Origin of the sequence: Microbacterium capsulatum (genome assembly GCF_030865425.1) — a bacterium.
In the GTDB taxonomy this organism is placed as follows: Bacteria; Actinomycetota; Actinomycetes; order Actinomycetales; family Microbacteriaceae; genus Microbacterium; species Microbacterium capsulatum.
Genome location: NZ_JAVFCB010000016.1, coordinates 18,869 through 43,759 on the forward strand (window position 1 = coordinate 18,869; position 24,891 = coordinate 43,759).

Annotated in this window: 19 protein-coding genes; 10 read left to right on the forward strand and 9 right to left on the reverse strand. The window is 70.9% G+C overall.

What is annotated here, in order from left to right; all coding sequences use genetic code 11:
- The first annotated feature begins 77 nt into the window (after window positions 1-77).
- The 3 genes from RBR11_RS18110 (at window position 78) to RBR11_RS18120 (ending at window position 3,743) form a co-directional block, all read left to right on the forward strand.
- Complete coding sequence (locus RBR11_RS18110) at window positions 78-2,252, forward strand: hypothetical protein (protein ID WP_308490786.1); 2,175 nt, start codon at window positions 78-80, stop codon at window positions 2,250-2,252.
- A 122-nt stretch (window positions 2,253-2,374) separates the two neighbouring features.
- Entirely contained in the window at window positions 2,375-2,770 is a 396-nt protein-coding gene (locus RBR11_RS18115) for a VOC family protein (protein WP_308490787.1), read from the forward strand.
- Between the two features lie 4 nt (window positions 2,771-2,774).
- Window positions 2,775-3,743 carry an aldo/keto reductase gene (locus RBR11_RS18120; RefSeq protein WP_308490788.1) on the forward strand — a complete coding sequence of 323 codons (969 nt, stop codon included), beginning with the start codon at window positions 2,775-2,777 and terminating at the stop codon, window positions 3,741-3,743.
- A gap of 42 nt (window positions 3,744-3,785) precedes the next feature.
- Here the strand turns inward: RBR11_RS18120 and RBR11_RS18125 are convergent, their stop codons facing one another.
- The gene (locus tag RBR11_RS18125) at window positions 3,786-4,592 is read right to left on the reverse strand and encodes an isocitrate lyase/PEP mutase family protein (protein WP_308490789.1); all 807 of its coding nucleotides are present in this window, start codon (window positions 4,590-4,592) and stop codon (window positions 3,786-3,788) included.
- Between the two features lie 160 nt (window positions 4,593-4,752).
- Here RBR11_RS18125 and RBR11_RS18130 point away from each other — a divergent pair, with 160 nt between their 5' ends.
- Window positions 4,753-5,352, forward strand: a complete 600-nt coding sequence (locus RBR11_RS18130; protein ID WP_308490790.1) for a hypothetical protein — start codon at window positions 4,753-4,755, stop codon at window positions 5,350-5,352.
- Between the two features lie 79 nt (window positions 5,353-5,431).
- Here RBR11_RS18130 and RBR11_RS18135 read toward each other — a convergent pair whose 3' ends face one another.
- The 3 genes from RBR11_RS18135 to RBR11_RS18145 all read right to left on the reverse strand — a co-directional run bounded on the left by RBR11_RS18135 (window position 5,432) and on the right by RBR11_RS18145 (window position 11,079).
- Window positions 5,432-6,712: an HNH endonuclease signature motif containing protein gene (locus tag RBR11_RS18135; RefSeq protein ID WP_308490791.1), complete on the reverse strand. Its 1,281-nt coding sequence runs from the start codon at window positions 6,710-6,712 to the stop codon at window positions 5,432-5,434.
- A 95-nt stretch (window positions 6,713-6,807) separates the two neighbouring features.
- On the reverse strand, window positions 6,808-9,891 hold the full coding sequence (locus RBR11_RS18140) for a hypothetical protein (protein ID WP_308490792.1): 3,084 nt from the start codon (window positions 9,889-9,891) through the stop codon (window positions 6,808-6,810).
- A gap of 90 nt (window positions 9,892-9,981) precedes the next feature.
- Entirely contained in the window at window positions 9,982-11,079 is a 1,098-nt protein-coding gene (locus RBR11_RS18145) for an FUSC family protein (protein ID WP_308490793.1), read from the reverse strand.
- Window positions 11,080-11,206: 127 nt separating this feature from the next.
- Between RBR11_RS18145 and RBR11_RS18150 the strand changes: the two genes are divergently transcribed.
- Window positions 11,207-12,268 carry a hypothetical protein gene (locus RBR11_RS18150; RefSeq protein WP_308490794.1) on the forward strand — a complete coding sequence of 354 codons (1,062 nt, stop codon included), beginning with the start codon at window positions 11,207-11,209 and terminating at the stop codon, window positions 12,266-12,268.
- Window positions 12,269-12,336: 68 nt separating this feature from the next.
- Here the strand turns inward: RBR11_RS18150 and RBR11_RS18155 are convergent, their stop codons facing one another.
- Both RBR11_RS18155 and RBR11_RS18160 read right to left on the reverse strand, forming a co-directional pair.
- Window positions 12,337-12,750 carry a VOC family protein gene (locus tag RBR11_RS18155; protein ID WP_308490795.1) on the reverse strand — a complete coding sequence of 138 codons (414 nt, stop codon included), beginning with the start codon at window positions 12,748-12,750 and terminating at the stop codon, window positions 12,337-12,339.
- Window positions 12,751-12,932: 182 nt separating this feature from the next.
- A complete protein-coding gene (locus RBR11_RS18160; RefSeq protein ID WP_308490796.1) occupies window positions 12,933-13,553 on the reverse strand; it encodes a TetR/AcrR family transcriptional regulator in 621 nt (206 codons plus the stop codon).
- A 75-nt stretch (window positions 13,554-13,628) separates the two neighbouring features.
- Here RBR11_RS18160 and RBR11_RS18165 point away from each other — a divergent pair, with 75 nt between their 5' ends.
- From RBR11_RS18165 to RBR11_RS18180, 4 genes are all read left to right on the forward strand, one after another.
- Window positions 13,629-14,198 carry an OsmC family protein gene (locus RBR11_RS18165; protein ID WP_308490797.1) on the forward strand — a complete coding sequence of 190 codons (570 nt, stop codon included), beginning with the start codon at window positions 13,629-13,631 and terminating at the stop codon, window positions 14,196-14,198.
- Window positions 14,199-14,352: 154 nt separating this feature from the next.
- Entirely contained in the window at window positions 14,353-14,562 is a 210-nt protein-coding gene (locus RBR11_RS18170; RefSeq protein ID WP_308490798.1) for a hypothetical protein, read from the forward strand.
- The gene (locus RBR11_RS18175; protein ID WP_308490799.1) at window positions 14,559-16,025 is read left to right on the forward strand and encodes a sodium:solute symporter family protein; all 1,467 of its coding nucleotides are present in this window, start codon (window positions 14,559-14,561) and stop codon (window positions 16,023-16,025) included. Before RBR11_RS18170 ends, RBR11_RS18175 begins: the two co-directional genes overlap by 4 nt.
- Window positions 16,022-17,221, forward strand: a complete 1,200-nt coding sequence (locus tag RBR11_RS18180) for an amidohydrolase (protein ID WP_308490800.1) — start codon at window positions 16,022-16,024, stop codon at window positions 17,219-17,221. The genes RBR11_RS18175 and RBR11_RS18180 overlap by 4 nt, the downstream gene beginning before the upstream one ends.
- A 24-nt stretch (window positions 17,222-17,245) precedes the next feature.
- On the opposite strand, the gene RBR11_RS18185 is transcribed toward RBR11_RS18180, so the two are convergent.
- A complete protein-coding gene (locus RBR11_RS18185) occupies window positions 17,246-17,455 on the reverse strand; it encodes a DUF1653 domain-containing protein (RefSeq protein ID WP_308490801.1) in 210 nt (69 codons plus the stop codon).
- A gap of 194 nt (window positions 17,456-17,649) precedes the next feature.
- Between RBR11_RS18185 and RBR11_RS18190 the strand changes: the two genes are divergently transcribed.
- Window positions 17,650-22,434 (forward strand): NAD-glutamate dehydrogenase, encoded by a 4,785-nt coding sequence (locus RBR11_RS18190; protein ID WP_308490802.1) that lies wholly within the window; start codon window positions 17,650-17,652, stop codon window positions 22,432-22,434.
- 131 nt (window positions 22,435-22,565) lie between these two features.
- On the opposite strand, the gene RBR11_RS18195 is transcribed toward RBR11_RS18190, so the two are convergent.
- Together RBR11_RS18195 and gndA are read right to left on the reverse strand one after the other, a co-directional pair.
- Window positions 22,566-23,129, reverse strand: a complete 564-nt coding sequence (locus RBR11_RS18195; RefSeq protein WP_308490803.1) for a hypothetical protein — start codon at window positions 23,127-23,129, stop codon at window positions 22,566-22,568.
- Between the two features lie 328 nt (window positions 23,130-23,457).
- A partial coding sequence (gene gndA / locus RBR11_RS18200; protein WP_308489410.1) for an NADP-dependent phosphogluconate dehydrogenase occupies window positions 23,458-24,891 on the reverse strand: 1,434 nt, incomplete at its 5' end.

Sequence of the window (24,891 nt, forward strand, 5' to 3'; positions counted from 1 at the left end):
CCGCGCTTGCGACGGAGGAACGGGAAGGACAGCACCCCATCCCACCGCTTCGAAGACGAACAGGAAAGGGCATCACCATGAAACAACACCGCACCGCGCACCGCAACGTGCGCGCAGTCCGATGGCGGCGGCTGACGCCGGCGCTCGCGATCGGGGCCGTCGCGGCCCTCACCGTGCCGGCCGCCGCGAACGCCGACACGACCATCGCGCCGCCGCAGTACACGGCCGCCGCGACCGGGAAGATCAGCGGCTCGCTGCTGAGCGACATCGCCGGCTCCGCCTTCGTCGACAAGGACGGCCAGTTCCACTGGACCAACGCTGACGCCCCGTACGACTCGAACCCCGCGCACCACTGGGCGCGCACGTTCACGAACTCCGACATGGGCGCGGTCACCGCCGGCGTCGGAACGTCGACGCAGCTGAACCAGGCGCCCGCGTACTACGCGGACCCGAACACCATCTGCTATCAGCTCGACAAGGATCCGACCTTCCCGATCCCGTCGCCGCAGCAGGACGACCACTGCGACGTCATCGGCGTGTGGGTGGACCCGCAGGGCGTCTGGCACGCTCTGCTCAACGACGAGTTCCAGTTCGACCCGTGGCAGACCAAGGGGCCCGACGCAACGGTCGCGCAGAAGATCGCCAGCGCGCACCACAACAACCGGATCCTGCTCGCGACGTCCCAGGACAAGGGCGCCTCGTGGCAGTACAGGGGACCGGCGCTCACCTCGGCCTGGGATGACGACCAGGTCATCGACAGCGCCGCCTCCCCCGGCAAGTCCTACCCGTTCGGCAACTCGGGCTGCCGGCTCTTCATCGATTACTCGACCGGCTACTTCTACATCACGTACAACGTGAAGATCTACAAGAAGCCCGCATCGTCCACCCTCGCCAGCTGGACCGAGATGGCCCGCTCGCCCATCAGCGAAGGCATGGCCAGCGGCACCTGGCAGAAGTGGTACAACGGCTCCTGGTCGCAGCCGGGCATCGGCGGCATCGACGGCAACGTCAACTCCGTCGGCGGCCTGAACGTGTCCTACGACCCGGCCACGGACCGGATCGCGTGGAACGGATCCGGGGCGAACGCCTCGGCCTCGTACCAGGGCAACACCGTCAAGGCCGACCACCTGATCAGCCTCGCCGACGGCACCGGCGCCACGTACACCGCCAACACGCTCGCGCACACGATCATCGACGACGCGACCGGCACGAGCGCGCCGAACCGCACGATCGGCTACACCGATCCCGTGACCGGCATGAACGTGACGATCAAGGCCGTCGACGACAAGTACGAGAACGGCGTCAAGGTCGTCACCGGCGGGATCTACGTCACCCAGACCGACCCGAAAACGGGCGTCTCCGCGACGGTCGACCTGATCACCAACAGCGCGTTCTACCAGGACCCGATGTCGAAGTTCATCTACCAGCCAGCCGTGAACAACGAGTCCGCGATCTCGTACAACGCATTCGCGGGCCAGTACCGGATCGTCGGCTACGACGGCAACGTGTACGAGACGGCCGACCTCGGCGACCCGAACTCGTGGAAGGTCGTCGGGCTCATGCCCGCGGGATCCAACGGCGGCTACCTGACGTCGCTCGACAACGGCAGCCTGACGAACCAGAACGTCACCGGCCGCTCGTTCCTGACGATCTCCGACCTGAACGGCAAGGTGGTCGACATCGCGCAGACGCCGGGCTCCGGCAATGCGATCGTCAGCTCCGAGTACGTGCCGCAGGACACCGCGGGCAACCCGGTGAGCCAGGACGCGTCGTACATCCTCCGCGTCGGCGGCAAGGCCGTCACCTCGAACCACGGCCCCGGCCTGGACGGCGGAGACGGCAAGGCCACGAGCGCCTCGACGTGGAAGCTCGTCCCGGTGAAGGACCCGCGTTCGACCACCGGCGAGAACAGCGGCTTCTACCGCCTCGTCGACCCGTCGACGAACAAGACCCTGCAGGTCTCCGGCAGCACTCCCGAGGGGAAGCGCGCGGTCGATGCGGTCGTCACCGTCGGCGCCCAGGAGGCCGACGCCACACCGATGACCTCGACGAGCCTGGGCACCCCGGGCGGGAGCGACCAGTGGTACCTGCAGCGCGTCGCCACGAGCGGCACCTCGCTGGACGGCTCCACGACGTACCGCCTCGTCAACCGCAACAGCGGGCTGGCTCTGCAGTACGTGAACGACCGGATGCGGCTCGAGCAGCAGGCACCGGGCGACGCCTCGCAGTACGTCACCGCGACGGTGCGCTGAGCGGCACGTGAGGACAGCGGAGCCGGGTCGATGGCCATCCCCTCGGCCCGGCTTCGTCGTGTCCGGCGCTTCTCCTGCATCGGGCCCTGGACGCGCGCCGCCGACCGGCGCAAGCTGGACGCATGACGGCATTCCAGACCACCCACGCGTTCAGCGGCTTCAGCGTCGACGACATCGACGCCGCCCGCACCTTCTACGGCGACACCCTCGGCTTGGAGGTCTCCACCAATCCGATGGGCTTCCTCGACATCCGCCTGCCGCAGGGCGGATCCGTCCTCGTCTACGCGAAGCCGAACCACGTCCCGGCGAGCTTCACGATCATGAACTTCCCGGTCGACGACGTCGAGGCGGCGGTGGACGACCTCAACGCCCGCGGCGTCGTCACCAAGATCTACACCGACCCGGACTTCGGCACCGACGCGAAGGGCATCGCGCACGGCGGACCCGGCCGCGGCCCGACGATCGCCTGGTTCACGGATCCCGCGGGCAACGTGCTGGCCGTGCTGTCGGCGGGCTGATCCGATGGAGCTCGCCACCCTCGGCGCCCTGTCCGTCGGGCGCCTCGGTCTCGGCTGCATGGGGATGTCGGCGTACTACTCCGGCGCGAACTCCGACGAGGCGGAGTCGATCCGCACCATCCACCGCGCGCTCGAGCTCGGCGTCACGATGCTCGACACGGCCGAGACGTACGGGCCGCACACGAACGAGGAGCTCGTCGGACGCGCCCTGGCCGGCCGGCGCGACGGCGTCGTGATCGCCACGAAGTTCGGCGTCCACCCGCGGAGCGAGGGCGGCCGGACGCTCGACGGCACTCCGGAGAACGTGCGGCGCTCGGTCGAGGGATCGCTGCAGCGCCTGGGCACGGACCGGATCGACCTCTACTACCAGCACCGGATGGATCCGGCGACGCCGATCGAGGACACCGTCGGCGCCCTGGCCGAGCTCATCGCGGAGGGGAAGATCCTGCACTACGGGCTCTCCGAGGCCGGCGAGGAGACGCTCCGCCGCGCGCACGCCGTGCATCCGGTCACCGCGCTGCAGACCGAGTACTCGTTGTGGACACGGGAGCCCGCCGAGCGGATGCTGCCCGTGCTGCGCGAGCTCGGCATCGGTCTCGTGCCCTACTCGCCGCTCGGGCGCGGGTTCCTCACCGGCGCGATCCGGTCCGCCGACGCGCTCGACCCCGGCGACTTCCGCCGCAGCAACCCGCGCTTCGCAGACGACAATCTCGCCGCGAACCTGCGGATCCTCGACGCCGTCGAGATCGTCGCCGCCGACCTCGACGCGATGCCCGCGCAGGTCGCGCTCGCGTGGGTGCTCGCGCAGGGCGACGACATCGCGCCGATCCCGGGAACGAAGCGGGTCGTGCGCCTCGAGGAGAACATCGGCGCCGACACGCTCCGGCTCACCCCCGACCAGCTCGCGGCTCTCGACGCGCTCCCGCCGGCGGCCGGCGACCGGTACGCCGACATGTCGGGCGTCGGGCGCTGACGAGCGTCCGCTCGCGCCCGCCCGTGCGGCGCCGGTTCGCGTTCAGTCCGAGAACCGGCGCTGCACCTCGGCGTACGGGATCGCGCCGTCGAGGAACCCCAGTGTGCCGGTCTCGAGCAGCTCGCGCCCGGCCCGCTCCAGGGCGGTCAGGGCCGCCCTGGCCAGGCTGCCGCCGAGGCTGATCCGCTTCACGCCGAGCTCGAACAGCCGCGGCGCCGGAATGATGTTCGACGCCAGCCCCGCGACGATGTTGAGCGGGGCCGGGATCTCATCGGCCAGCCGGCGGATCGTGTCCTCGTCGTTCACGCCGGGCACGAACACGCAGTCCGCACCGGCGTCGACATAGCGATGCGCGCGGGCGACGGTCTCGGCGAACGGATCCGCCACCCCGCCGAAGAAGTACGCATCGGTGCGGGCGTTCAGCACGAAGGATCCGCGCGGAGCGGCATCCCGCGCGGCGGCGATCCGATCCGTCGCCTCGTCGACGCCGAAGAGTTCACCGTGCGCGGTGTCCTCCAGGTTGCCGCCGACCACGCCGCGCTCGACCGCACGCGCGATCGTGCGTCCGACGCCCTCCGCCGTGTCGGAGTAGCCCGCCTCGAGGTCGGCCGTCACCGGCACGTCGACCACGGCGACGATCCGCTCGATGTGGTCGAGCATCGTGTCCGCGTCCACCCCGCCGCCGTCGGGCACGCCGAGGGCCCAGGCGATCCCCGCGCTGGTCGTCGCGACGGCCGGGAATCCGAGCTGGGCGAGGATGCGCGCGGATCCCGGATCCCACGCGTTGGGCAGCACGAACCCGCTGCCGTGGTGCAGGGCCAGGAACGCGGCGGCGGATTCGGTCGACACGGGTTCACCTCCGGGGCGGGATCTGATCCGTGCCTACTCCGCCCGGCATGGCCGGTCAAGGGCGCGCCGGTCGCCGAGGAGGATCCTGCTCGGCCGGATGCCGATGTATCAGGGCGGCGACAGGCGCCTCCTCCCGTGCACCAGCGAAAGGAGTCCGGACATGGACATCGTCGTCAACACCGTCAACAAATACTGGCTCGGGCTGCAACGGGCCTCGACGCAGCTCATCTCGATCCCGCGCAGTCGCGTGCTCGGCGAGGCCGCGCTCACTGCCGTGTGGGGATCGCCCGCGTGGGTGCGGATCGCCGACGCGCGTGGCTCGGCCTGGTTGACCGAGGCGCCGTTCGGCGGGCAGACAGTGCTGCGCGCGACGACGGATCTGGTCGTGCTGCAGGTCTGGGCCGATCAGGATGTGAAGGCCGCTGCAGTCGGAACACTGTTCCTCTCATCGCCCTATCTCGCCCAGATCGACGGACGCGAGGTGCTGACGCAGGCCAGCGCTGCGCACGCCGTCGGCCTTCATCCTGTGGAGGAGACGACCTGGGTCGGGTACGCGCCCGACGGCGAGGTGAGCGGCGCGCACTCGGTCGTCCGATACGACGGCGCCGCGCCCCTGGGAGACGAAGAGATCCGACGCCTTCTCACGGCCACGTCGGACGCGCCCGAGGAGACCGAGTTCACGCCGGTCGACACGACCGGTCTGCTCGCCACCAGGCGGATCCGGATCGACACCCGTACCCGCAGACTCCTCGCCGACTGACCCAAGCCGGAACCGTACGAGCGCAGCCGGTCGGGCCTCGCCCCCTCCGGGCCCGATGCACGGCAGCTCCGCGGAGAGATCATGCCGCTGCCTGCGCGACACCGGTGTCGACGAACATCACGCGCGGCGGTGGGGTGTCGGTGTACTCGATCCCGGCCGGCGTCGTCCAGGTGATCACGCCGCCGGGGCCCTGCCGGGCCGTCCATCGCCATCGCGGATCGACGTCGGGGTGCTTGATCGCGTGATGCGTCGCGCAGAAGCAGCTCAGGTTGCCCACGTCGGTCGGCCCGCCTCGGGCATGGTCGTGGTTGTGGTCGATCTGGCACCGTCTCGCGGGTTGCCGGCATCCGGGGAATCGGCAGGTACGGTCCCTCGCCCGGAGGAACCGCCGCATCCCCTCAGTCGGCTGGTAGGCGCTGGTGCGGGTGAGCATCCCGGTCTCATCGATGAAGAGCCGTTCCCAGGCCGTCGCGGACGCGGCGAACAGCCGGGCGACGTCGGGATCGATCGGCCCGCGCCCGTCGAGTTCCGCCATCCGTCCGTCGGCGCCGATGAGCGTGCCGGCGGCGATCGTGACCTGAACCGTGGCGCGGATCCCGGCCACGATGTCGGCGTCCGCGTCGACGGTCCCGGTGAGCAGGCGCAGCAGGGCGCGGTCGAACCGCACCTGATCCTGCCTGCGCTCGTCCACGACGCCGTCAGGATCCGCACCGGCGCGCTTCGCCGAGGCGAGGATCGCCCGCCCCTCCTGCGTCAGCAGGTCGAACGCCGCATGGATGAGCACGGACGGACCGGTCAGGTGCAGCGTCGAGCACCCCGAGCCCTCGTCGGTGACCGTCACCGTGCGATCGTCGTGCGCCTTCTGCTGCTTCTCGGTCAGCGGCACCGGCGCGACCGCCGCCACCACGGATTCCGCGAAGGTCTTCGTCCGGGTTCGGGTCTCGCGGACCGCGTAGGGCACGACCAGCGCCTCGAACGCCTGGAGAGCGTCGGCGTCGTCCACGGGAATGTCCCGCGCGACCTCCGCGATCACATCCACGTGCGCGACCGTGAGATCGCCCGCGTCGAACGCCTCCCGCGTCAGCGGCAGCCGGTCGTGCACGGTGTGGGCGTTGGCGAGAGCCCTCGCCGCCGCGAACCGCGTCTCGTTCAGCCCGGCCGAGACCTCGCAGATCATCGACCGCTCCGCCTGATCGAACCCGGCCGCACCGGGGGTCACCTCGCCGAGCAGCAGCTCCACCCTCTCGGCGAGCAGCGCCGCCTTCTCGGCCTGCAGCCGGGCGATCGCGCGATCCCGATCGGCGCACAGCTCCACGATCTCCGCACTGCGGCGGAGGTAGTGATCGGGAGAGGTGCTCATGCTCCGAGTCTAGAACAGATCACCGACATTCAACCGCGAGGACGGCGGCTTGTTGATGGATTGATTCGAATCTTTGGACGAGAAGAGCCGGCCGCCTACCCGCAGGGCCGGTAGAGCGCCAGCAGCGCGCCGAGCGACGCGTAGTCCTGCCCGGCGCTCGAGGTCGAGCCCGGCCTGCTCTGCCGGCATCCGGCCAGGTCCTTCGCGGCCAGGCTCAGTCGGGAGTCGGTGAAACCGGACAGAGTCCAGCCGAGCGGCAGCGACACTGCGGGCGAGGTGGCGATCGACGCGAGCGCGATCCCGCCTGGAACCCTGGCCTGCACCGATGCGACCCCCTTCGCGCACCCGTCCGCACCGGGGGGAGTCGAGGACGCCGCGGGCGGGCAGATGTCGCCCGCCCCCAGCTGGCCGCTCAACCGGCTCAGCCAGGCCGCCGGCGCCATCTGCGCCCCTTTCACCTGCTGCAGGGTGACGAGCGGCGCCACCCACTCCGGCCGCGCGTTGCCGCTCACCGCGAGGACATCGGCCGCCGTCCCGTTCGAGATCCACAGCACGACCGGAACCACCACGGCGGCACTCGCCTCCGCGTTGTGCGCCCGGGTCCAGGCCAGGATCGTCGGCAGCAGGTCGGAGAGCGTCCCCAGCGCGCTGTTGTCGAGCAGCCCCCCGTCGAGGAGCTGCATGTTCCACCCGGTCGCGCAGCGCGGGTCGGAGAACAGCTCGTCGTCGACCCGTCCGGACGGGCTCACGAACGGGAACCGCGCCGACAGGAAGGATGCGGTCGACCAGCGCAGGCCCAGGGGGCAGTCGCTCCCGAACTGGCTGAGCAGATCGACGGAATGGCTCAGGGTTGCGTCCGGTCCGGTGCACCGGGGGGCGTCCTGCCCATCCCCGCCCGGAAGCCGCATCTGGCTCACGACCACCTTGCAGTTGGACACCGAGTCGGTCGAGTTGAACATGGCGTAGCCGGTTCCCGGGCGGTACGTGCTGTCGAACCTCGTGCCGAGCGCACTGCTCGCGTCCGCCTCCCAGGCGATCTCCTGCAGCCGGGCCCGATCCCGCGCCTGGAGCCCTTCTCGGCCGTCGACACTGGGGAGACGGATCCCGGTGAAGCCGGCGACGAGGTCGCTCGAGACCATCGCGGAGAGGTCGGTGCCGAGGGCGCCCGGACGACTGAGCGTGGAGATGTCCACGGCGGCCTTGTCCGCCGTGGTCGCGTTCGCGAACATCGCGAGCCCCATGCTCCCGCCGCTCGCCCCGCTCGACGCGAAGACCGATGTCGACGGCGAACAGCCGGATCCCGACGGGAACAGCTTGCCGAGGACGTCGACGGTCCAGGTCGCGGCGCGGATCCCTCCGCCCTCCGCGGCGACCATCACGAGCGGCTTGATGCGCGTCCCGTCGACCTCGATCTCGCAGGCTTGAGCGTTCCAGTGATCGAGCGCCGTCGCGACCGACGGTCTGTTCAGATGCCCGGCCTCGGGAACGAAGGTGACGGCATGCGGGAAGGGCAGGGGGTTGATCGTCGCGAGGATCATCGGCAGGACGAGCGCGAGCGAGATCACCGGCGTGGAGCGCAGCCGGAGGAACGCGAACAGCTCGGGCGGCCGACGCCGCCCCAACTCGAGCACCACCCAGCCGATGCCGCCCGTGATCACGCCGAGCATGCCCACGGTCACCGCGAGGGGGCCGATCCACTGGCCGATCCAGAGCGGGACGATCGCGAGGATGAGGAACAGCAGGAGCGCTCCGGCGACGGAGACGCGCTCCACGATCCGGAGCCGCCGCGCCGCCTCCGGGCTGGGGGATCCGATGGCGAGCGCCGCGCGCAGGTAACCCGAGACCCGATCGGAATCCGCCTCGACGGTCGGCCGCAACGGGCCCCGCAGCATCGACCAGGTCGCGGCGGCGGCGGCGATCCCCAGCCCGAGCAGGAGGATCGCGGCGCCCGCGAGGAACCCGCCGTCGCCTTCGAACACGGTGCCGCGGAACTCGCCGAGCGGGTAGAGCACGAGGACCGGGATCAACGCGGCGAAAGGGCCGAGGAAGGTGACGGCGACCCACGCGCTCGACACGATGTCGCCCACCAGGAAGACCGGTTCGACGGGTTCCTCGGCCGGCAGCACGGGCTCGCCGACCAGATCGCGGTGGCGCCGCAGCCACAGGGAGCCGCCCGCGATCACGAGCAGCGCCAGCACCAGCCAGAGGGTGGTGGGCGGGTGGAAGCCGTTGCGGAACCAGAGCGCCGGAGGCGAGTCGAGGGCGCCGAAGCCCGCCGCCACCCCACCGCAGACGGCGATCACGATCGCGGCGAGAACCCAGGGCCAGAGCCGGGCGCTCTCGGTCGGGGATCCTTCCCGGCGGGTGCGGCCGCGTTGGCGCCCGAAGTAGACCAGCAGGACCGCGACGACCCCGCCGGCGACGAGAACGCTGGCGAACTGCACGATCGCCGCCCCGAGCTGCCCGCCCGAGAGGTCGCGGGGCGCACTGAGCAGCCCGCGGTAGATGTCCGGCACCTGCGCTGCGAGCTCACCCGACCCGAACAGAGTGAGGAACGCCATTGCGACGACGACGAGAACCCCGAGCCGTTGGGCGTAGACACCGATCCAGGCCCGGCGCAGTCCCGGCCTCAGCATGTCCCCGATCGCACGGCCGAGCAGCGCGGAGACGAGCAGTCCCACGGCGAGCAGCACCTTCACGGATGTCGCGAGCATCTCGATCCAGAGCATGGACGGCCCGATGAGGCGCCCGGCCGCCAGCAGCAGGGTGACGTCCTCCAGGACGGCGGCACCCAGGAGGACGCCGATCCAGACCAGCCACTTGCGCCGGTTGGAGGAGGTGAGCGAGGAGATCGAGCGCAGAGCGAGGACGAGCACGGTCGTGCCGCAGGCGATGAAGACGAGGTCGATGACCGTGTACACGCCGACGAAGAGCGGCGCCCGGCCCTTGTCGTCGGACCACCAGGCCGCCCACGCGGCGTCGGTGGAGAACGGGGCGAGGCCGAGCACATCGGCGAGACGATGCACGTCGCGCTTCGGCCCGAGGACGTCGCCGAGCAGGCCGTCGACCTGCGACATCGCGACCAGGCACGCGAAGGCGAGCGCGACGAGGGACGCGATCCATGGCCGCCGACGCCGGGCCACGGCTTCGGCGGAGACGACTTCTTCAGCACCGTTCACGGCCGCCCCCACGAGAAGAGTTGGCCACACATTAGCGCTCCGGCACCGCGGCGGCTACTGGTTTCGAGCAGAGGCGCCCGGTCGCGCTCGTCAGCGCGTCGCGCGCCCCGCCGACCGCGGATGCACGAGCCCCGATGCCGCACCCAGCACCGCCCCGATCAGGGTGTCGACGACGCGCTCGAGGATCAGCCCCAGCGGCAGCCCGCCGCCGGGCCCGGCGGCGCTCGAGATGATGAACAGCACGAGCGGGGTGATGAACACGAGCGCCAGCGCGTAGTTGCGGACGACGAAGATCTCGATCGCGAACTGCAGCCCGCCGAGCAGGAACGGCAGCACCAGGACCGGGATCGGGATGAACGCGAGCAGCGCGAACAGGCCCGCCCCGACGACCGTGCCGACGAACCGCTGACTCCCCCGGATGAACGCGACCCGTCGCCCGACGTTCACGCCGATCACGGCGAGGCCCGCGCACACGGTCCAGTACGCGCGCTGCGGATCGACGAACAGCATGCTGAGCAGGGTGCCGACGACGGCGACCAGGGCCACCCGGAGCAGCAGCGCCCGCGCATCCCGGTCCAGCCGCGGGATCCGCGCGATCTGGGTGGCGCCGCCCGACGTCCCGCGCCCGCGCATCCGCCGGATCAGGAACGCGGCGACCGCGACGGCGTAGGCGATGACGACGCCCGCGGCGAGCGCGCCGAGGAAGACGAGCGGATCCACGAGCCGGTGTCCGCCGACCAGCCCGGTCAGATGCGTGGACAGCCCGTAGACGAGCACGAAGAAGACCGGTCCGGGCGGACCGAGCCGGAAGCCGTAGTGCAGCGCGGCAGCCAGGATCGCGATCACGACCAGTCCGATCGCGGCGGAGACGGGGAACGGCGCGAGGAGCGCTCCGATCCCCGCGCAGGCCAGGATCGCGAGGCCGATGACCGGCAGCAGCCGGATCCGCAGCGCCGGCGTCACGCCCACGAGGTAGATCGCGGTGAAGGCTCCGCTCGCGGCCATCATGCCGGCGCCCGGCTGTCCGAGCAGGGTGAACAGCGCGAGCGGGAGGAACATCGACAGTGCCGCCTGCAGGGCGATCGGCCAGCGGGGCACCCCCGCCGGGGCGAGCAGGAAGTGGCTGCGCACCCACACCCGGGTGAGCGCGGTCTGCGGGCGGGCCGGGTCCGGCTCGCTCCGGCTCATGGGTGCGCCGGGGCCGAGGTCATGCGTCAACGCTACCCCCGCCGCGATGCCGGTCCCGCCCTGGAATATCGGCATTGTCCCCTGCCGCGCGGAAGGTCGATACTGATCCTCGAACCAGGAGGAGCGCATGGCTGAATCCCCTGCAGCACCGCACCACCCGGCCGACGCGACACCCTCGGGCGTCCTCACGCCGACCGGATCCGCGATCCGCCTCGGATGGCAGCTGGCGACGGTCTACCTGGATCCCCCGCCGGCGCAGCCGGGCGACCCCGCACCGGCGCCGCCGCACCTGCCCGGCACCAGCGAGATCGGCGCCTACAGGCGAGGGAAGATGCTCGTCGGCGAGATCGAGCACGACCTCCAGGCCCTCACGACGTCCCTCGGGCTCGACCCGCAGAACCTCGCCACGGTCACCGCGCTCAAGGAGGAGGGCGTCGATCCGGCGACCACGCGCAGCGACGTCCTGACCGTGTACCAGAGCCTGCTCGTGGAACTGGCGGCGGTCGCGCCGCACCTGCAGGTGGCGCTCGGACTCGGGCGGATGCTCGCCGACACCACGCTGATGCCCGACCCCGCGCAGCCGGGCACGTACGAGGAGCACTTCGACCCCGCCCGCCTCGAGAACGCCTACGGCTGGCTGGGCGACCTGCACGAGGATCTGCCCGAGCACGCTGCGGGCGCGGTGTCCGGATCCTTGAAGGCGTGGGCGGGCTGGGTCGGGGATCCGGCGCATGCGACGGCGCTCACCGACAAGGCGACCCGGAGCGCCCTGCGCACCCAGGGCAAGCTCTGGCGGCAGCTCCTCTGCGGCGACAAGCAGGCGGCGGATCTGCTCCAGTCGGACGACTACGCCGAGGCCAGCTCGCGGATGATCGAGCAGTTCCGCGGCGTGCTGTTCCGGTTCTTCCGGCGCTGGTGGGCGCCGATCGCCGGCGTGGTCCTCGTCGCGGTGCTGGTGACGGTCCTCGGCATCTGGCTCCTCCCCGACGCCGCGCTCAAGGTCACGACCGTGCTCGTCGCGGCGGCGGGCGCGCTGGGCATCACGTGGAAGACGGTCTCGTCGACCGTCGGCCGCGCCCTGGCGACGTCGAGGGAGGAGCTGTGGAACGCCGAGGTCACGCGGGCGATCGTCGCCGCGGCGACCATCGGGCCGCCCGCGGCCGCGCCGACGGGGCGGCCGGCCGCCTGACCGTCCCGGGCACGCGACAGAGCGGGCGTCCCTGTGCTGCGCCCGCTCTGCGCGTCATGGATCCGGATTCAGCCCGCCATGCCGGCGCGCATCTTCCTCGCCATCTCCATCATCTCGGGTGCCGGCTCGCTGATCCCGATGATGTTGCCCTCGCTGTCGCTGAACCACGCGCCGCGTTCGCCTCCGAGATCGGCGACCCCGTCGACGGTCTTCAGCCCGGGGAGGTCGTAGTCGTGGAAGACGACCCCGTGGGTGCGCAGTCCCGTCATGTCGCGATCGAGGTGGTCGGTCATGAGGCTGAAGGCGGTGTTCTTCGCAGTGCCGGCGAAGTCGGTCCTGTACACGAGCACGACGCAGCCGCCGATGTCGTAGAACAGGTTGCCGCCCTCTGCGTCGGTGTACACCGGGTCGCGGCCCAGGACGTCGTGCCACCACTGCTGAGCGCGGTCGAGGTCCGTTGCCGGAAGAACGGCCGTTGCCATGAGATTCTCGAACATAATCATCCCAGTCCGGGGGCGTTGTCATCCGCGCACCGGCCCAGCGCATCGCCGGGGCGATTCGGGTGCGCTGATGTGGTCCCCGAGCGGAGTCTAATCCGGCGCCCGAGCCGGCGGAAGGGCACCGGCCGAGCCTGCATGCCGGCTGGGTGCGCGGGAAGATCCGGTCAGAGGCCGAGCCGGCTGCGCACGGCCGCGCGGGCGCGCGCGATGACGCCGAAGTCCTCGTGCAGGACGCTGAGGATGTTCGTGCCGGCGACGATCGCGCCGAGCTCGAAGGCGACCTGCGCGGGTTCGGATCCGTCCGGCAGCTCGCCCTGCTCGGCGGCGCGCTCCGCCTCGCGCAGGAGCAGATCCCGCCACTCCTGCTGCACGACGGCGACGCGATCGTGCAGGCGACCCGGCCGCGCGCCGACCTCCGCGGCGGCGCCGACGAAGAAGCAGCCGCCGGGGAACACCCGGTTCTCGACGTAGTCGAGGTAGCCGTCGCACAGCGCGAGGAGCCGGGGAGCGCCGGGATCGGCGGAGACGCGGGCGGGCAGCACGACCTCCGCGGTGAAGGTCGCCCGGGCGGCCTCGACCGTCGCGAGCTGGATCTCCTCCTTGGATCCGAACAGCTGGTAGACGCTGCTCTTGGGCATGCCGCTCGCCTCGGCGAGCCGTCCGACCGACAGGCCCTCGAGACCCTCCACCGTGGCGAGCTGCGCCGCGTGGTGGAGCACGCGACGCCGGGACCGCTCGCCGGGCGCCCGGGTGCGCCGCGGCCGCTCTTCTTCACTGTTCGACACGTTGACATCTTAAGCGCACGAGCGTACGTTCAAGCGTGAACGAACGATCGTCCGTTCAACGGGAAGGAGTCAGCGATGTCGACGAACTCCGAGGTCCGCGATCGCCAGCGCCCCCTGCGGATCCTCTACCGCGAGCATCCGGCCGAGGCGATCTCACGGAAATGGGCGGGCACGACGACGGCCGGCGCGCCCGCCGAGGATCCCTTCCACGGCGTGGTGCGGATCGGCCGCGGATACGGCATCAGCTTCCGCTACGGACTCGACCGCGGCGTGGGCGGCCTGCACGACCGCCCGAATCCGGGCGATATGCTGTGCGCCGCCCTCGCCGCCTGTCTCGACAGCTCGGTGCGGATGATCGCGAACTCGCTCGGGATCGAGCTGGCGGAACTGGCCGTCGAGGTGGACGGCGACGTCGACCTGCGCGGAACGCTCATGGTCGATCCGGACGTACCCGTCGGATTCCAGCACCTGGCCTGCACGATCCGCCTCCGGCCGGCCGCAGACCCGGACGAACGGAGGCTCGCCCGGCTGATCGAGCTCGCCGAGCAGTGCTGCGTCAACCTCAGCACGCTCCGCGCGGGCGTGGACGTCCAGACGCGCGTCGCCGGCGGATCCGATCTCGCCGCCGCACCGCGTTCAGCCTGACTGCATCCCATCGTCGCGGGGTCCTGGATTCGTTGGAACAGCCCTCTGACCGGGGCAATGAGGCGGAGACGGCGGGAGTTGGACTCAGGGTGTTTACAGCTTCGCGGCGGAGTTCTAACGTATGGGATACCAAATGCGCCCAATGGAGGTCGCCATGAGAAAGCGTCTGCAATGGATCCTGCCGCTCATTCCGGTGGTCATCGTGATCGCCGGAGTCCCGTTCTTCACCGGGCCGGGGCGCATCTGGATCCTTCCGGAGCTCGCGTTCTGGTTCGCGCTCTGGACGCTCATCACCCCCTTCTTCCTGCTCGCGGCTGACACCCTGCGCCGCCGTGACGCCGCCGCGACGGGGGCGGAGCAGTGAACGCCGCATCCGGCGTCATCATCGTCGTCATCCTCGCGGCGGTCGCCCTCGGGCTCTACGGGCGGCGGCGCACGAAGCGCGGCGATCTGGCCAGCTGGACGGTCGGCGGACGCTCCTACGGCGTCCTCCTGTTCTGGCTGCTGGCCGCCGGCGAGACCTACTCGACCGCGACCTTCCTGGGCGCCTCCGGCGGCGTCTACAGTCTCGGCGACGCCGCCCTGTGGACGCTCGGCTACGGCACGCTCGCGTACGCGTTCGGCTACCTGTACCTGCCCCGGCTGTGGGCGTACGCGAAGGACCACGACCTCGTCACGCAGGCGGACTACTTCGCGCACCGGTTCGGGAGCCGCTGGTTCGGGGCGCTGTTCGGGATCGTCGGCGTGGCGTTCATGATCCCGTACATCGAGGTGCAGCTGCTCGGCTTCGGGCAGATCGTGCAGGTCACGTCGGGCGGCGCCCTGCCGCGTGACGTCAGCATGCTGATCGCCTTCGCCATCGTCGCCCTGTTCGTGTCACTGGCCGGCATGAACGCGACCGCCATGGTGTCGATCCTCAAGGACATCCTGATGATCATCGGCATCGGCATCGTCGGCATCTACCTGCCGCTGCACTTCTTCGGGTCGTACACCAAGGTCGTGGACACCGTGATCGGCAAGTACCCCGACCTCTTCTCCTTGGCCGGCCATTCCCCGCAGCACACGCCGCTGTGGATGATGTCGACGCTCCTGGTCTCGAGCCTCGCGTTCTTCATGTTCCCGCACGCGACCGCGGCCATCTTCTCCGCCAAGTCGGCCGAGACGGTGCGACGCAACATGGTGTTCCTGCCGTTCTACGGCATCCTGCTGGCTCTTCCCGTCCTGGTCGGGATGACGGCCATGCTCGTGACGCCGGGTCTCACCGGCAGCGACACCAACGCCGCGCTGCTCGATCTGTCGGTCAAGGCGCTTCCCGGGTGGCTCGCCGGGGTCGTGGGGGCGGCAGGCGCGCTGTCGGCCATCGTGCCGGTGAGCCTTCTCGTGCTGATGTCGGCGACGCAGCTATCGAAGAACGTGTACCAGAACGCCTTCCGGCCGGACGCGAGCGAGCGCTCGGTGCTGTCCCTGTCGAAGATCATGGTGTTCGCGGTGATGGCGGTCTCGCTCGCCCTGGCTCTCACGGCGCCGACGCTGCTGGTCAACCTGCTGCAGGTCGGTCAGCAGGGCGTCTCGCAATTCGTGCCCGCGATCATCCTGGGCCTGTTCTGGAAGCGCCTCAACCGCGTGCCGATGCTGATCGGGATGCTGGTGGGCGTCGCCCTCGTCACGTGGGCCGTGATCACGGCGCACCCTGTCGTGCTCGGCATGAACGTGGGGCTCGTCGCGCTGGTGCTGAACGTCGTGATCACCGTCGGCGGGTCGCTGATCCGGCCGGGGACCGCCCCGGCCGTGGACGCCCGCACCAGGGCCGCCGAGGCCGCGGCATGACGCTCGTCGTCGACGACGTGCGCCTCGCCCACGCGCCCGACCGGCGCGTGAGCGTGGTGTGCGACGGCGGACGGATCGTCGCGATCGAGGCCGCCGGAACGGTGCCGGACGGCGGCGCCGACACGGAGCATCTCGACGGCCGGGGCGCGCTCGCGCTGCCGGGCCTCGTCGACGCGCACGCGCATGTCGACAAGACCCTGTACTCCGGGCCGTGGGTGCCGACCCCGAGCCTCGGCACCGTCTCCGAGCGCATCGCACGCGAACGGCGCGAACGGGAGAGGTTCGGCCTGCCCCGCGAGGAGTACATCTCCGCGCTGGTCGAGCGCATGGTCGCGAACGGCACGACGCGCATCCGCACGCACACGGATGTGGATCCGGGCGTGGGGCTGCGCGGCATCGAGACCGTCGCCCGGGTCGCGGAGCGCTACCGCGACGTCGTCACGATCGAGCAGGTCGCCTTCCCGCAGGGCGGGCTGATCTCGAACCCGGGCACTCTCGAGCTGCTCGAGCAGGCCGTCGCGCTCGGGGTGCCGACGATCGGCGGCATCGACCCCGCGGTCGTGGACCGCGCGCCGACCGTGCAGCTGGACGCCCTGTTCGACCTCGCCGCCCGCACCGGCTGCGGCATCGACATCCACCTGCACGAGGACGGATCGCTGGGGGCGTGGGAGTTCGAGGAGATCGCGACCCGCACGATCGCGTACGGGATGGCCGGTCGCGTCGTCATCAGCCACGCGTTCGGGATCGCGCATCCGCCGACGCAGGAGCGCCTCATCGCCCGGCTCGCCGAGGCCGGCGTGGCGCTGGCGACCGCGGCCGTCTACGACGTGCCCGTGCCGCCCCTGCTCGCGCTGGATGCCGCGGGTGTGCCGCTGGCGTGCGGGAGCGACGGCATCCGGGACCTGTGGGGACCGTTCGGCGACGGCGACATGCTGCGCCGCGCCATGCTCGTCGCCTACCGCAACTCGGTGCGCACCGATGAGGGCCTCGAGCTCGCCCTGCGGGCAGCGACGACGGGCGGCGCCGGGGTGCTCGGAGTGCAGGACCACGGCCTGGACGTCGGCTGCGTCGCCGACCTGGTGCTCGTGGATGCCCGCAACGCGGCCGAGGCGGTGGCGTCCGTGCCACCGCGCCGGGTGGTGGTCTCGCGCGGCCGCGTGGTCGCGATGGACGGCACGCTCACCGCGAAGGTGTGACCCGCACCCGTGGGGTCGGCGGACTCAGGCGATGCGCACGAACCGCGGGCCGCTGTAGCCGTCGCGCTCGACGTGCTCCTCGAACATCGCCAGCGGCCGCGCCCAGAAACTGTAGTCGTCGTAGAGCTTGCGGTAGAAGACCAGCTGCTCCTCGGTCTCGCTGTGCCGGCCGACCGCGACGACCTCGTACCGCGCGCCCTTGAAGTGCTGGTAGATACCCGGACTCACCGACATCCTGCGATCCTTCCGTCGTGGCAGCAAGAGGGACCGGATCCTCAGGAAGCAGGCTCCGATCAGGGATTCGTTGGGGGAACCCACCCTAGCAGGGTCGTGCCGCCTGAGTTCCGACGAAGCGGCGCCCCCCCGTTCGGAGTACCTTCGTGGAGGACGAGCACAACCCTGCGACGCCGGATTGGACGATGAGGTTCATGGGCAAGACGACCGGATCCGAAGCGATCGACGAGGCGATCGACGCACTGGACGCCGACCTGGGAGAGGGACTGCGTCGCATCATCGGCGGGCTCGACCCCGACGATGTCGCGGAGCGCGAACCCCGCGACATCGTGGGCGCCGCGGTCTCGCTGCGCTCCCTCGCGGAGCGTCGGGAGCGCGGGCAGACCCGGATCGCCGTGTTCACGCCCACGCTGAGCGAGCACGGCTGGACCTCGCGACGCACGATCGTGGACATCTGCACCGACGACGCGCCCTTCCTTGTCGACTCGGCGATCGCGGCGGTCGCCCGACAGGGCCTTGCGGTGCACCTGCTCGTGCACCCGATCGTCGAGGTGCGGCGGGGCTCCGACGGCGAGCTGCTCTCGGCCGTCGCGCACGGCGGCGAGCTCGAGTCGTGGATCCACCTCGAGGTGGACCGGGTGCCGACGAGCGAGGGCCGCGCCCAGCTCGAGGAGCGCCTGCAGTCGGTCATCGGCGACGTACACGCGGCCGTGGACGACTGGCCGGCCATGCGCCGCGCCTGCCTCGACGTGGTCACCGACCTGCGAACCGCACCCCCGGCGACCGCCGACCCGGCCACGATCCGTCCGGCCGTCGACTTCTTCAGCTGGCTCGCCGACGACAACTTCACCTTCCTCGGCTACCGCGAATACCGGCTCGAGACGGCGGAGGACGGCGAGGACGTGCTCGTCCCGCTGGCGCACACCGGCCTCGGCATCCTCCGCAAGGCCGCGGCCGAGGTCGCGCATCTGCGGCCGGAGGCGCAGCGGACCGCGCGCGAGCCACGGCTGCTCACGATCACCAAGGCCAACTCCCGGGCCACGGTGCATCGCGACGTCTATCTCGACTACATCGGCGCGCGCACGTTCGACGATGCCGGAAACGTCACGGGCGAGCGCCGCTTCCTCGGCATGTTCACGTCCGCCGCGTACGCCGCCTCCGTTTCGACGCTGCCGATCGCCTCCACCAAGGTGCGCAGCGTGCTCGAGGCCTCCGGCTTCCCGCCGATGTCGCATTCCGGGAAGGATCTGCTGCAGATCCTCGAGCAGTACCCGCGGGACGAGCTGTTCCAGGACACCCCCGAGCACCTGCTCGAGGTCGCCACCGAGGTCGGTCGGCTGCGGGATCGCCGCCGTGCCCGCGCGTTCCTCCGCAGCGACGAGTTCGGCCGGTTCGTGTCGGCCCTCGTGTATCTGCCGAAGGACCGGTACAACACCGCCGTGCGGCTGCGCATCGAGACCGTGCTGCGCGACGTGTTCCAGGCCGAGAGCGTCGATCATGCCACGTGGGTCGGGGATGCGCCGCTCGCGCAGCTGCACTTCGTGGTGCGCATGCCCCGAGGATCCTCCCTGCCCGACGTCGACGAGGCCACGTTGCAGGCGCGGCTCGCCGAGGCCGTGCGCGGCTGGGACGAGGGGCTCGTCGACGCGCTGCACCAGGCCTACGGCGAGGACGAGACCGCCCGGCTGCTGGGCCGCTACGGGGACGTGTTCCCGCTCGGGTACAAGGATTCGGTCACGCCCGAGGAGGCCATCGACGATATCGCCCTGCTCGAGAGCCTCGAGTCCGCGGAGTTCGCGGTCCGCCTCAACGTCCCGGAGCGGGACGATCCGGCCAAACGGGTGCTCACCGTCGTCTCGCACCGCGAGTATCCGCTCACGCAGGTGCTGCCGATCCTCACCGACCTCGGCACCGACGTCGTCGACGAGCGCCCGTACACGATCACGCTCCCCGGCGGCGAGGTGCGGTACATCTCCGACTTCGGGCTCACGGCTCCCGCGCCGGAGAGCGCCGCGCGCTGGAGCGACCCCGCCTGGGGCGCCGACTTCGAGGCGGCGTTCACGGCGGCCTGGACCGGCGCGGCCGAGAGCGACCGGCTCAACTCCCTCGTGCTGCTCGGCGGCGTCGAATGGCGCCGCATCGTCGTCCTCCGCGCGATCGCGATGTACCTGCGGCAGATCGGATCCGCGTTCTCGGTCGAGTACATCGAACGTGCGCTGGTCTCGCACCCGGGCCTCTCCGGCGACCTGGTCCGGCTGTTCGAGCTGCGCTTCGACCCGGCACTCGAGGGCGACCGGACCGCGCAGACGACGACCGCCGAGGCCGCGCTGCTCCAGGCGCTCGACGGCGTCTCGAGCCTCGACGACGACCGGATCCTGCGCTCCTTCATCGGGGTGATCGGGGCGACCTGGCGCACGAACTTCTACCAGCCGGCTGCCGACGGATCCCCGAAGCCGTGGGTGTCGATGAAGCTCGACTGCGCCCGCGTGCCCGGCCTGCCCAAGCCGCATCCGATGGCGGAGATCTGGGTCTACTCGCCCGAGGTCGAGGGCGTGCACCTGCGCTTCGGCAAGGTCGCCCGCGGCGGCCTGCGCTGGAGCGACCGCCGCGAGGACTTCCGCACCGAGGTGCTCGGCCTCGTCAAGGCGCAGATGGTCAAGAACGCCGTCATCGTGCCGACCGGATCCAAGGGCGGGTTCTTCGCGAAGCGCCTGCCCGCGCCGAGCGATCGGGCCGCATGGCTCGAGGGCGGCAAGGCCGCGTACCGCACGTTCATCCGGGCACTTCTCGACATCACCGACAACCGCGTCGGCAGCGAGATCGTGCCGCCCGCGCACGTGGTGCGCCACGACGGCGATGACTCCTATCTCGTGGTCGCGGCGGACAAGGGCACCGCCTCGTTCTCCGACATCGCGAACGGCATCTCCGAGGAGTACGGCTTCTGGCTCGCCGACGCCTTCGCATCGGGCGGATCGGCGGGCTACGACCACAAGGGCATGGGCATCACCGCCCGCGGCGCCTGGGAGTCGGTCAGGCGGCACTTCCGCGAGCTCGGCGTCGACACCCAGACCGAGGACTTCACCGTGGTCGGCGTCGGCGACATGTCGGGCGACGTGTTCGGCAACGGCATGCTGCGCTCCGAGCACATCAAGCTGATCGCGGCCTTCGACCACCGGCACGTGTTCGCGGATCCGGATCCGGATCCCGCCGCGTCGTTCACCGAGCGTCGGCGCCTGTTCGATCTGCCCGGATCCTCCTGGGACGACTACGACCGCGGCCTGCTCTCGGCGGGCGGCGGGGTGTTCCCGCTCTCGCTGAAGTCGATCCCGATCACTCCCGAGATGACCCGGGCCCTCGGCCTGGACCCCGCGGTGCAGACCCTGACCCCGCTCGAGCTCAAGCGCGCCGTGCTGCTCGCACCCGTCGACCTGTTCTGGAACGGCGGCATCGGCACCTACATCAAGGCGAGCGACGAGACGGATGCGGAGATCGGCGATCGCGGCAACGACGCGATCCGAGTGAACGGCGATCAGCTGCGCCTCCGCGTGGTCGGCGAGGGCGGCAACCTGGGTGTGAGCCAGCGCGGCCGGATCGAGGCCGCGCTGGCGGGGGTCAGCATCAACACCGACGCGATCGACAACTCGGCCGGCGTCGGCACCTCGGACCGGGAGGTGAACATCAAGATCCTGCTCGGGGCCGTGGAACGCGCCGGCCGGCTCGACCGGCCCGCGCGCGACGCCCTGCTGCGTTCGATGACCGACGAAGTCGCGGTGCAGGTGCTGCGCGACAACTACGAGCAGAACGTGCTGCTCGGCAACTCGCGCGCCAACGCCGCCGTCATGCTGCCCGTGCAGGAGCGTCTGATGGAGTTGCTCGAGGAGCGCGACGAGCTCGACCGCGAGCTGGAGTTCCTGCCGAGCGCCGCCGAGGTGACGACGCGCGCGTCCGACGGCCGCGGCCTCACCCGGCCCGAGTTCGCCGTGCTGGTCGCCTACGCGAAGCTCGCACTGAAGACCGACCTCACGGCGAGCGGACTGGCGCAGGATCCGTGGTTCCGGACGACCCTCGCCGAGTACTTCCCGGAGCCGATCCGGCACGCGTACGCGGGCGATCTCGACGCGCATCCGCTGCGCACCGAGATCATCGTCAACTCGGTCGCGAACTCCATGGTCAACCGGGGCGGGATCACGTTCGCCTCCCGCGCCGCGGACGAGACCGGGGCGTCGAGCGAGCACATCGCCCGCGCCTATGTCGCGGTACGAGAGATCTTCGACCTGCGCGGCTTCGTGATCGCGGTCGAGGCGACCGACAACCTCGTGCCGACCGCGGTGCAGACCGACCTGTACCTCACCTTCCGGCGACTGCTCGACCGGGCCACCCGGTGGTTCGTGCAGCATCGCGCGGACGGGCTCGACATCGGCCGGCAGATCGAGGACTTCCGCCCGCCGATCGCCCGGCTCTGGGCGGAGCTCGAGCAGGTGCTGCAGGGCGAGGATCTGGACCGGTTCCAGAGGCGCGTGACCGAGCTGGACGACGCCGGCGTCCCCACCGAGCTCGCCCGGCACGGCGCAGGGGTGCTGGACGCGTTCCCCCTGCTCGACATCGCCGAGTCCTCCCGGCTGCACGGCTGGGATCTGCGCGAACTCGCCGGCGTGTACTTCGCCCTGTCGGCGCAGCTGCGATTCGACGAGATGCTGTCCAAGGCGACGGCGCTGCCGCAGAGTGACCGCTGGGGCTCCATGGCCAGGGCGACGATGCGCGACGACCTCTACGCGGTGCTGATCGAACTCACCGCGTCGATCGCCCAGCACACCGCGCCCATGGACCCTGCCGCACGCATCGAGGCCTGGCTCGAGCAGGGCGGCCACTCGGCCCGCCGCCTTCTGGACGAGGCGATGGCCGCCGCCCACGCCCAAGACGGCTCGGGCCTCGCCACGCTGTCGGTGGCGGTGCGGAGGCTGCGCTCGCTCGTGCGGTGAGATCCCCCATCCGACGCGTTCATCCCTATGCAGTCACGTGCCGGCGAATCGCGTCCGCGGGAGCTTCGCATCTCAACGCGAACGCGCCATTGTAGGCGCGGACGATGTTGCGTCCTCGCCGTAGTCCCCTGCTACGTCTGCATTTCCGACGCTGCGACCGTGGGTCCGGACAGGCTGCCTTCACCCAGCCTTGGACTGGCAGCCTGCCCGGAGCTTGTCGCGAACCGATCAGGGTGCGTGGCTCGCGGGTCGAAATGGCCGGTGTCGACGTGGGCGCGGGGCATGCCGTCGAGGGCGAGTATGCGGCTGAGAGTCGCCGGTGTGATCTTCCGCGTCGATGATGCGCCGCCGGTGATGAGGTCCGCGATGGTGGTGCGGCCGCATCCCGTGAGGGCCGCTATGCGTCGCAGCGATAGGCCGCCCGCGGACAGCTCCCGCACTTTGGCTGCGGCGACCCGTGCGTCGACGCTCTCAACGCGGGGGGCGATTCCAGCGGCCCGTGCGCGTCCCTCACGGTAGCGCGCTCGTGCTTCCGAACAGGTGGTTCCGTCACCGTCGCCGGGGCAGGTCAGACGGTCGCGGCATCCGAGGAGGTAGCCGTTGGAGGTGCCGTGCTCGATAGGGGTGCCGCTGCCGGTGGCGCGTCGCGACGCGTATGCCTGCGTGTAGCGGCGGCGTGCTTCGGCGCAGGTCATCGCTCCTCGACGCCAGTGTGGGCACGCCCGCGCGTCGCGGCATCCCCTCGCGTAGCCCCACCGGGTGCCGTGGACCTCGCGGGTGGTCGGGGTCGGTGCCGGCTCTGCGATCGGCGCGTGCCGGGGTAGAGGCTGTTCGGCGGGGAGCCGGGAGAGCTGGTAGTCGCCGCGTCGTCGGACGACTGCTTCGGCGCAGGAGAGCAGCCAGGAGTCCGCGCTGCCGTGGGGGCACATCGCGCGGGTGCGGCAGCCGTGCTCGTATCCGGCGGGGCTGCCGTGCGGGGGTGTTCTCGCGGTCGTGTTCACGTTCATGCGTCGGCGCCGCCGTTCAGTGCGTGTCTTCGGCTTCGATCTCGGTGCGGTCGCCGGACCACTGGGTGTGGAAGGTGCCGGGCTTGTCGATGCGCTTGTAGGTGTGCGCGCCGAAGAAGTCGCGCTGGCCCTGCACGAGCGCGGCGGGCAGGCGGTCGGCACGGATCCCGTCGTAGTACGACAGCGAGGACGAGAACGCGGGGGAGGGGATCCCGGCCTGCGCGGCGGCGACGACGACGCGGCGCCACGCGGCCTGGGCGCGGGTGAACGCCTCGGCGAAGTACGGGGCCGTCATCAGCACCGGCAGATCCGGGGTCTCGGCGTAGGCGTCCGCGATCCGGTTCAGGAACTGGGCGCGGATGATGCAGCCGCCGCGCCAGATCTTGCTGATCGCGCCGAGGTCGATGTTCCAGCCGTACTCGGCCGCGCCCGCGCGGATCTCGTCGAAGCCCTGCGAGTACGCGACGATCTTCGACGCGTACAGCGCCAGGCGCACGTCCTCGATGAACGCGGCCTCATCCGCCACGACGAACTCCTCCGCCGGGCCGGGGAGGGACCCGGCGACCGCGCGCTGCTCCGGGTGCGAGCTCAGCGAGCGGGCGAAGGTGGCCTCGGCGATGCCGGAGACCGGCACGCCCAGGGACAGCGCGGTCTGCACGGTCCAGGCGCCGGTGCCCTTGGCGCCGGCCTGGTCCAGGATGACGTCGACGAGGGGCTTGCCGGTGGAAGCGTCGACCTGACGGAGCACCTCGGCGGTGATCTCGATCAGGTACGACTCCAGCTCGCCGCGGTTCCACTCCGCGAAGATCTCCGCGATCTCGGCCGGGCTCTTGCCCGTGCCGCGGCGGATCAGGTCGTACGCCTCGGCGATGAGCTGCATGTCGGCGTACTCGATGCCGTTGTGCACCATCTTCACGAAGTGCCCGGCGCCGTCGTGGCCGACGTGCGTGACGCACGGCTCGCCCTCGGCGATCGCTGCGATGGAGCGCAGGATCGGGCCGAGCGTGACCCAGGACTCGTCGGACCCGCCCGGCATGATCGACGGACCGGTCAGCGCGCCCTCCTCGCCGCCGGAGATCCCCGCGCCGACGAAGTTGATCCCGGTGGAGCGCACCGCCTTCTCGCGGCGGATCGTGTCCGGGAAGAACGCGTTGCCGCCGTCGACGATGATGTCGCCCGGCTCGAACACCTTGACGAGCTCGTCGATCACCGCGTCGGTGCCCGCACCGGCCTTGACCATGATGATCGCCGTGCGCGGCTTCGACAGGCTCGCCGCGAACTCCTCGTACGTCGCCGCGGGGATGAAACCGGCCTCCGGGTGCGCGTCGAGCACGCCCTGCGTCTTCTCGTAGGTGCGGTTGAAGATCGCCACGGTATTGCCCTCGCGGCTCGCGAGGTTGCGGGCGAGATTCGAACCCATGACAGCGAGTCCGACGACTCCGATATTGGC

What these genes read in the sequence shown, in the direction of transcription:
- RBR11_RS18110 (WP_308490786.1), top strand. Translation starts at nt 78, where the DNA reads ATGAAACAACACCGCACCGCGCACCGCAACGTGCGCGCAGTCCGATGG.
- RBR11_RS18115 (WP_308490787.1), top strand. Translation starts at nt 2,375, where the DNA reads ATGACGGCATTCCAGACCACCCACGCGTTCAGCGGCTTCAGCGTCGAC.
- RBR11_RS18120 (WP_308490788.1), top strand. Translation starts at nt 2,775, where the DNA reads ATGGAGCTCGCCACCCTCGGCGCCCTGTCCGTCGGGCGCCTCGGTCTC.
- RBR11_RS18130 (WP_308490790.1), top strand. Translation starts at nt 4,753, where the DNA reads ATGGACATCGTCGTCAACACCGTCAACAAATACTGGCTCGGGCTGCAA.
- RBR11_RS18135 (WP_308490791.1), bottom strand. Translation starts at nt 6,712, where the DNA reads ATGAGCACCTCTCCCGATCACTACCTCCGCCGCAGTGCGGAGATCGTG.
- RBR11_RS18145 (WP_308490793.1), bottom strand. Translation starts at nt 11,079, where the DNA reads ATGAGCCGGAGCGAGCCGGACCCGGCCCGCCCGCAGACCGCGCTCACC.
- RBR11_RS18150 (WP_308490794.1), top strand. Translation starts at nt 11,207, where the DNA reads ATGGCTGAATCCCCTGCAGCACCGCACCACCCGGCCGACGCGACACCC.
- RBR11_RS18155 (WP_308490795.1), bottom strand. Translation starts at nt 12,750, where the DNA reads ATGGCAACGGCCGTTCTTCCGGCAACGGACCTCGACCGCGCTCAGCAG.
- RBR11_RS18165 (WP_308490797.1), top strand. Translation starts at nt 13,629, where the DNA reads ATGTCGACGAACTCCGAGGTCCGCGATCGCCAGCGCCCCCTGCGGATC.
- RBR11_RS18170 (WP_308490798.1), top strand. Translation starts at nt 14,353, where the DNA reads ATGAGAAAGCGTCTGCAATGGATCCTGCCGCTCATTCCGGTGGTCATC.
- RBR11_RS18180 (WP_308490800.1), top strand. Translation starts at nt 16,022, where the DNA reads ATGACGCTCGTCGTCGACGACGTGCGCCTCGCCCACGCGCCCGACCGG.
- RBR11_RS18185 (WP_308490801.1), bottom strand. Translation starts at nt 17,455, where the DNA reads ATGTCGGTGAGTCCGGGTATCTACCAGCACTTCAAGGGCGCGCGGTAC.
- RBR11_RS18190 (WP_308490802.1), top strand. Translation starts at nt 17,650, where the DNA reads ATGGGCAAGACGACCGGATCCGAAGCGATCGACGAGGCGATCGACGCA.
- RBR11_RS18195 (WP_308490803.1), bottom strand. Translation starts at nt 23,129, where the DNA reads ATGACCTGCGCCGAAGCACGCCGCCGCTACACGCAGGCATACGCGTCG.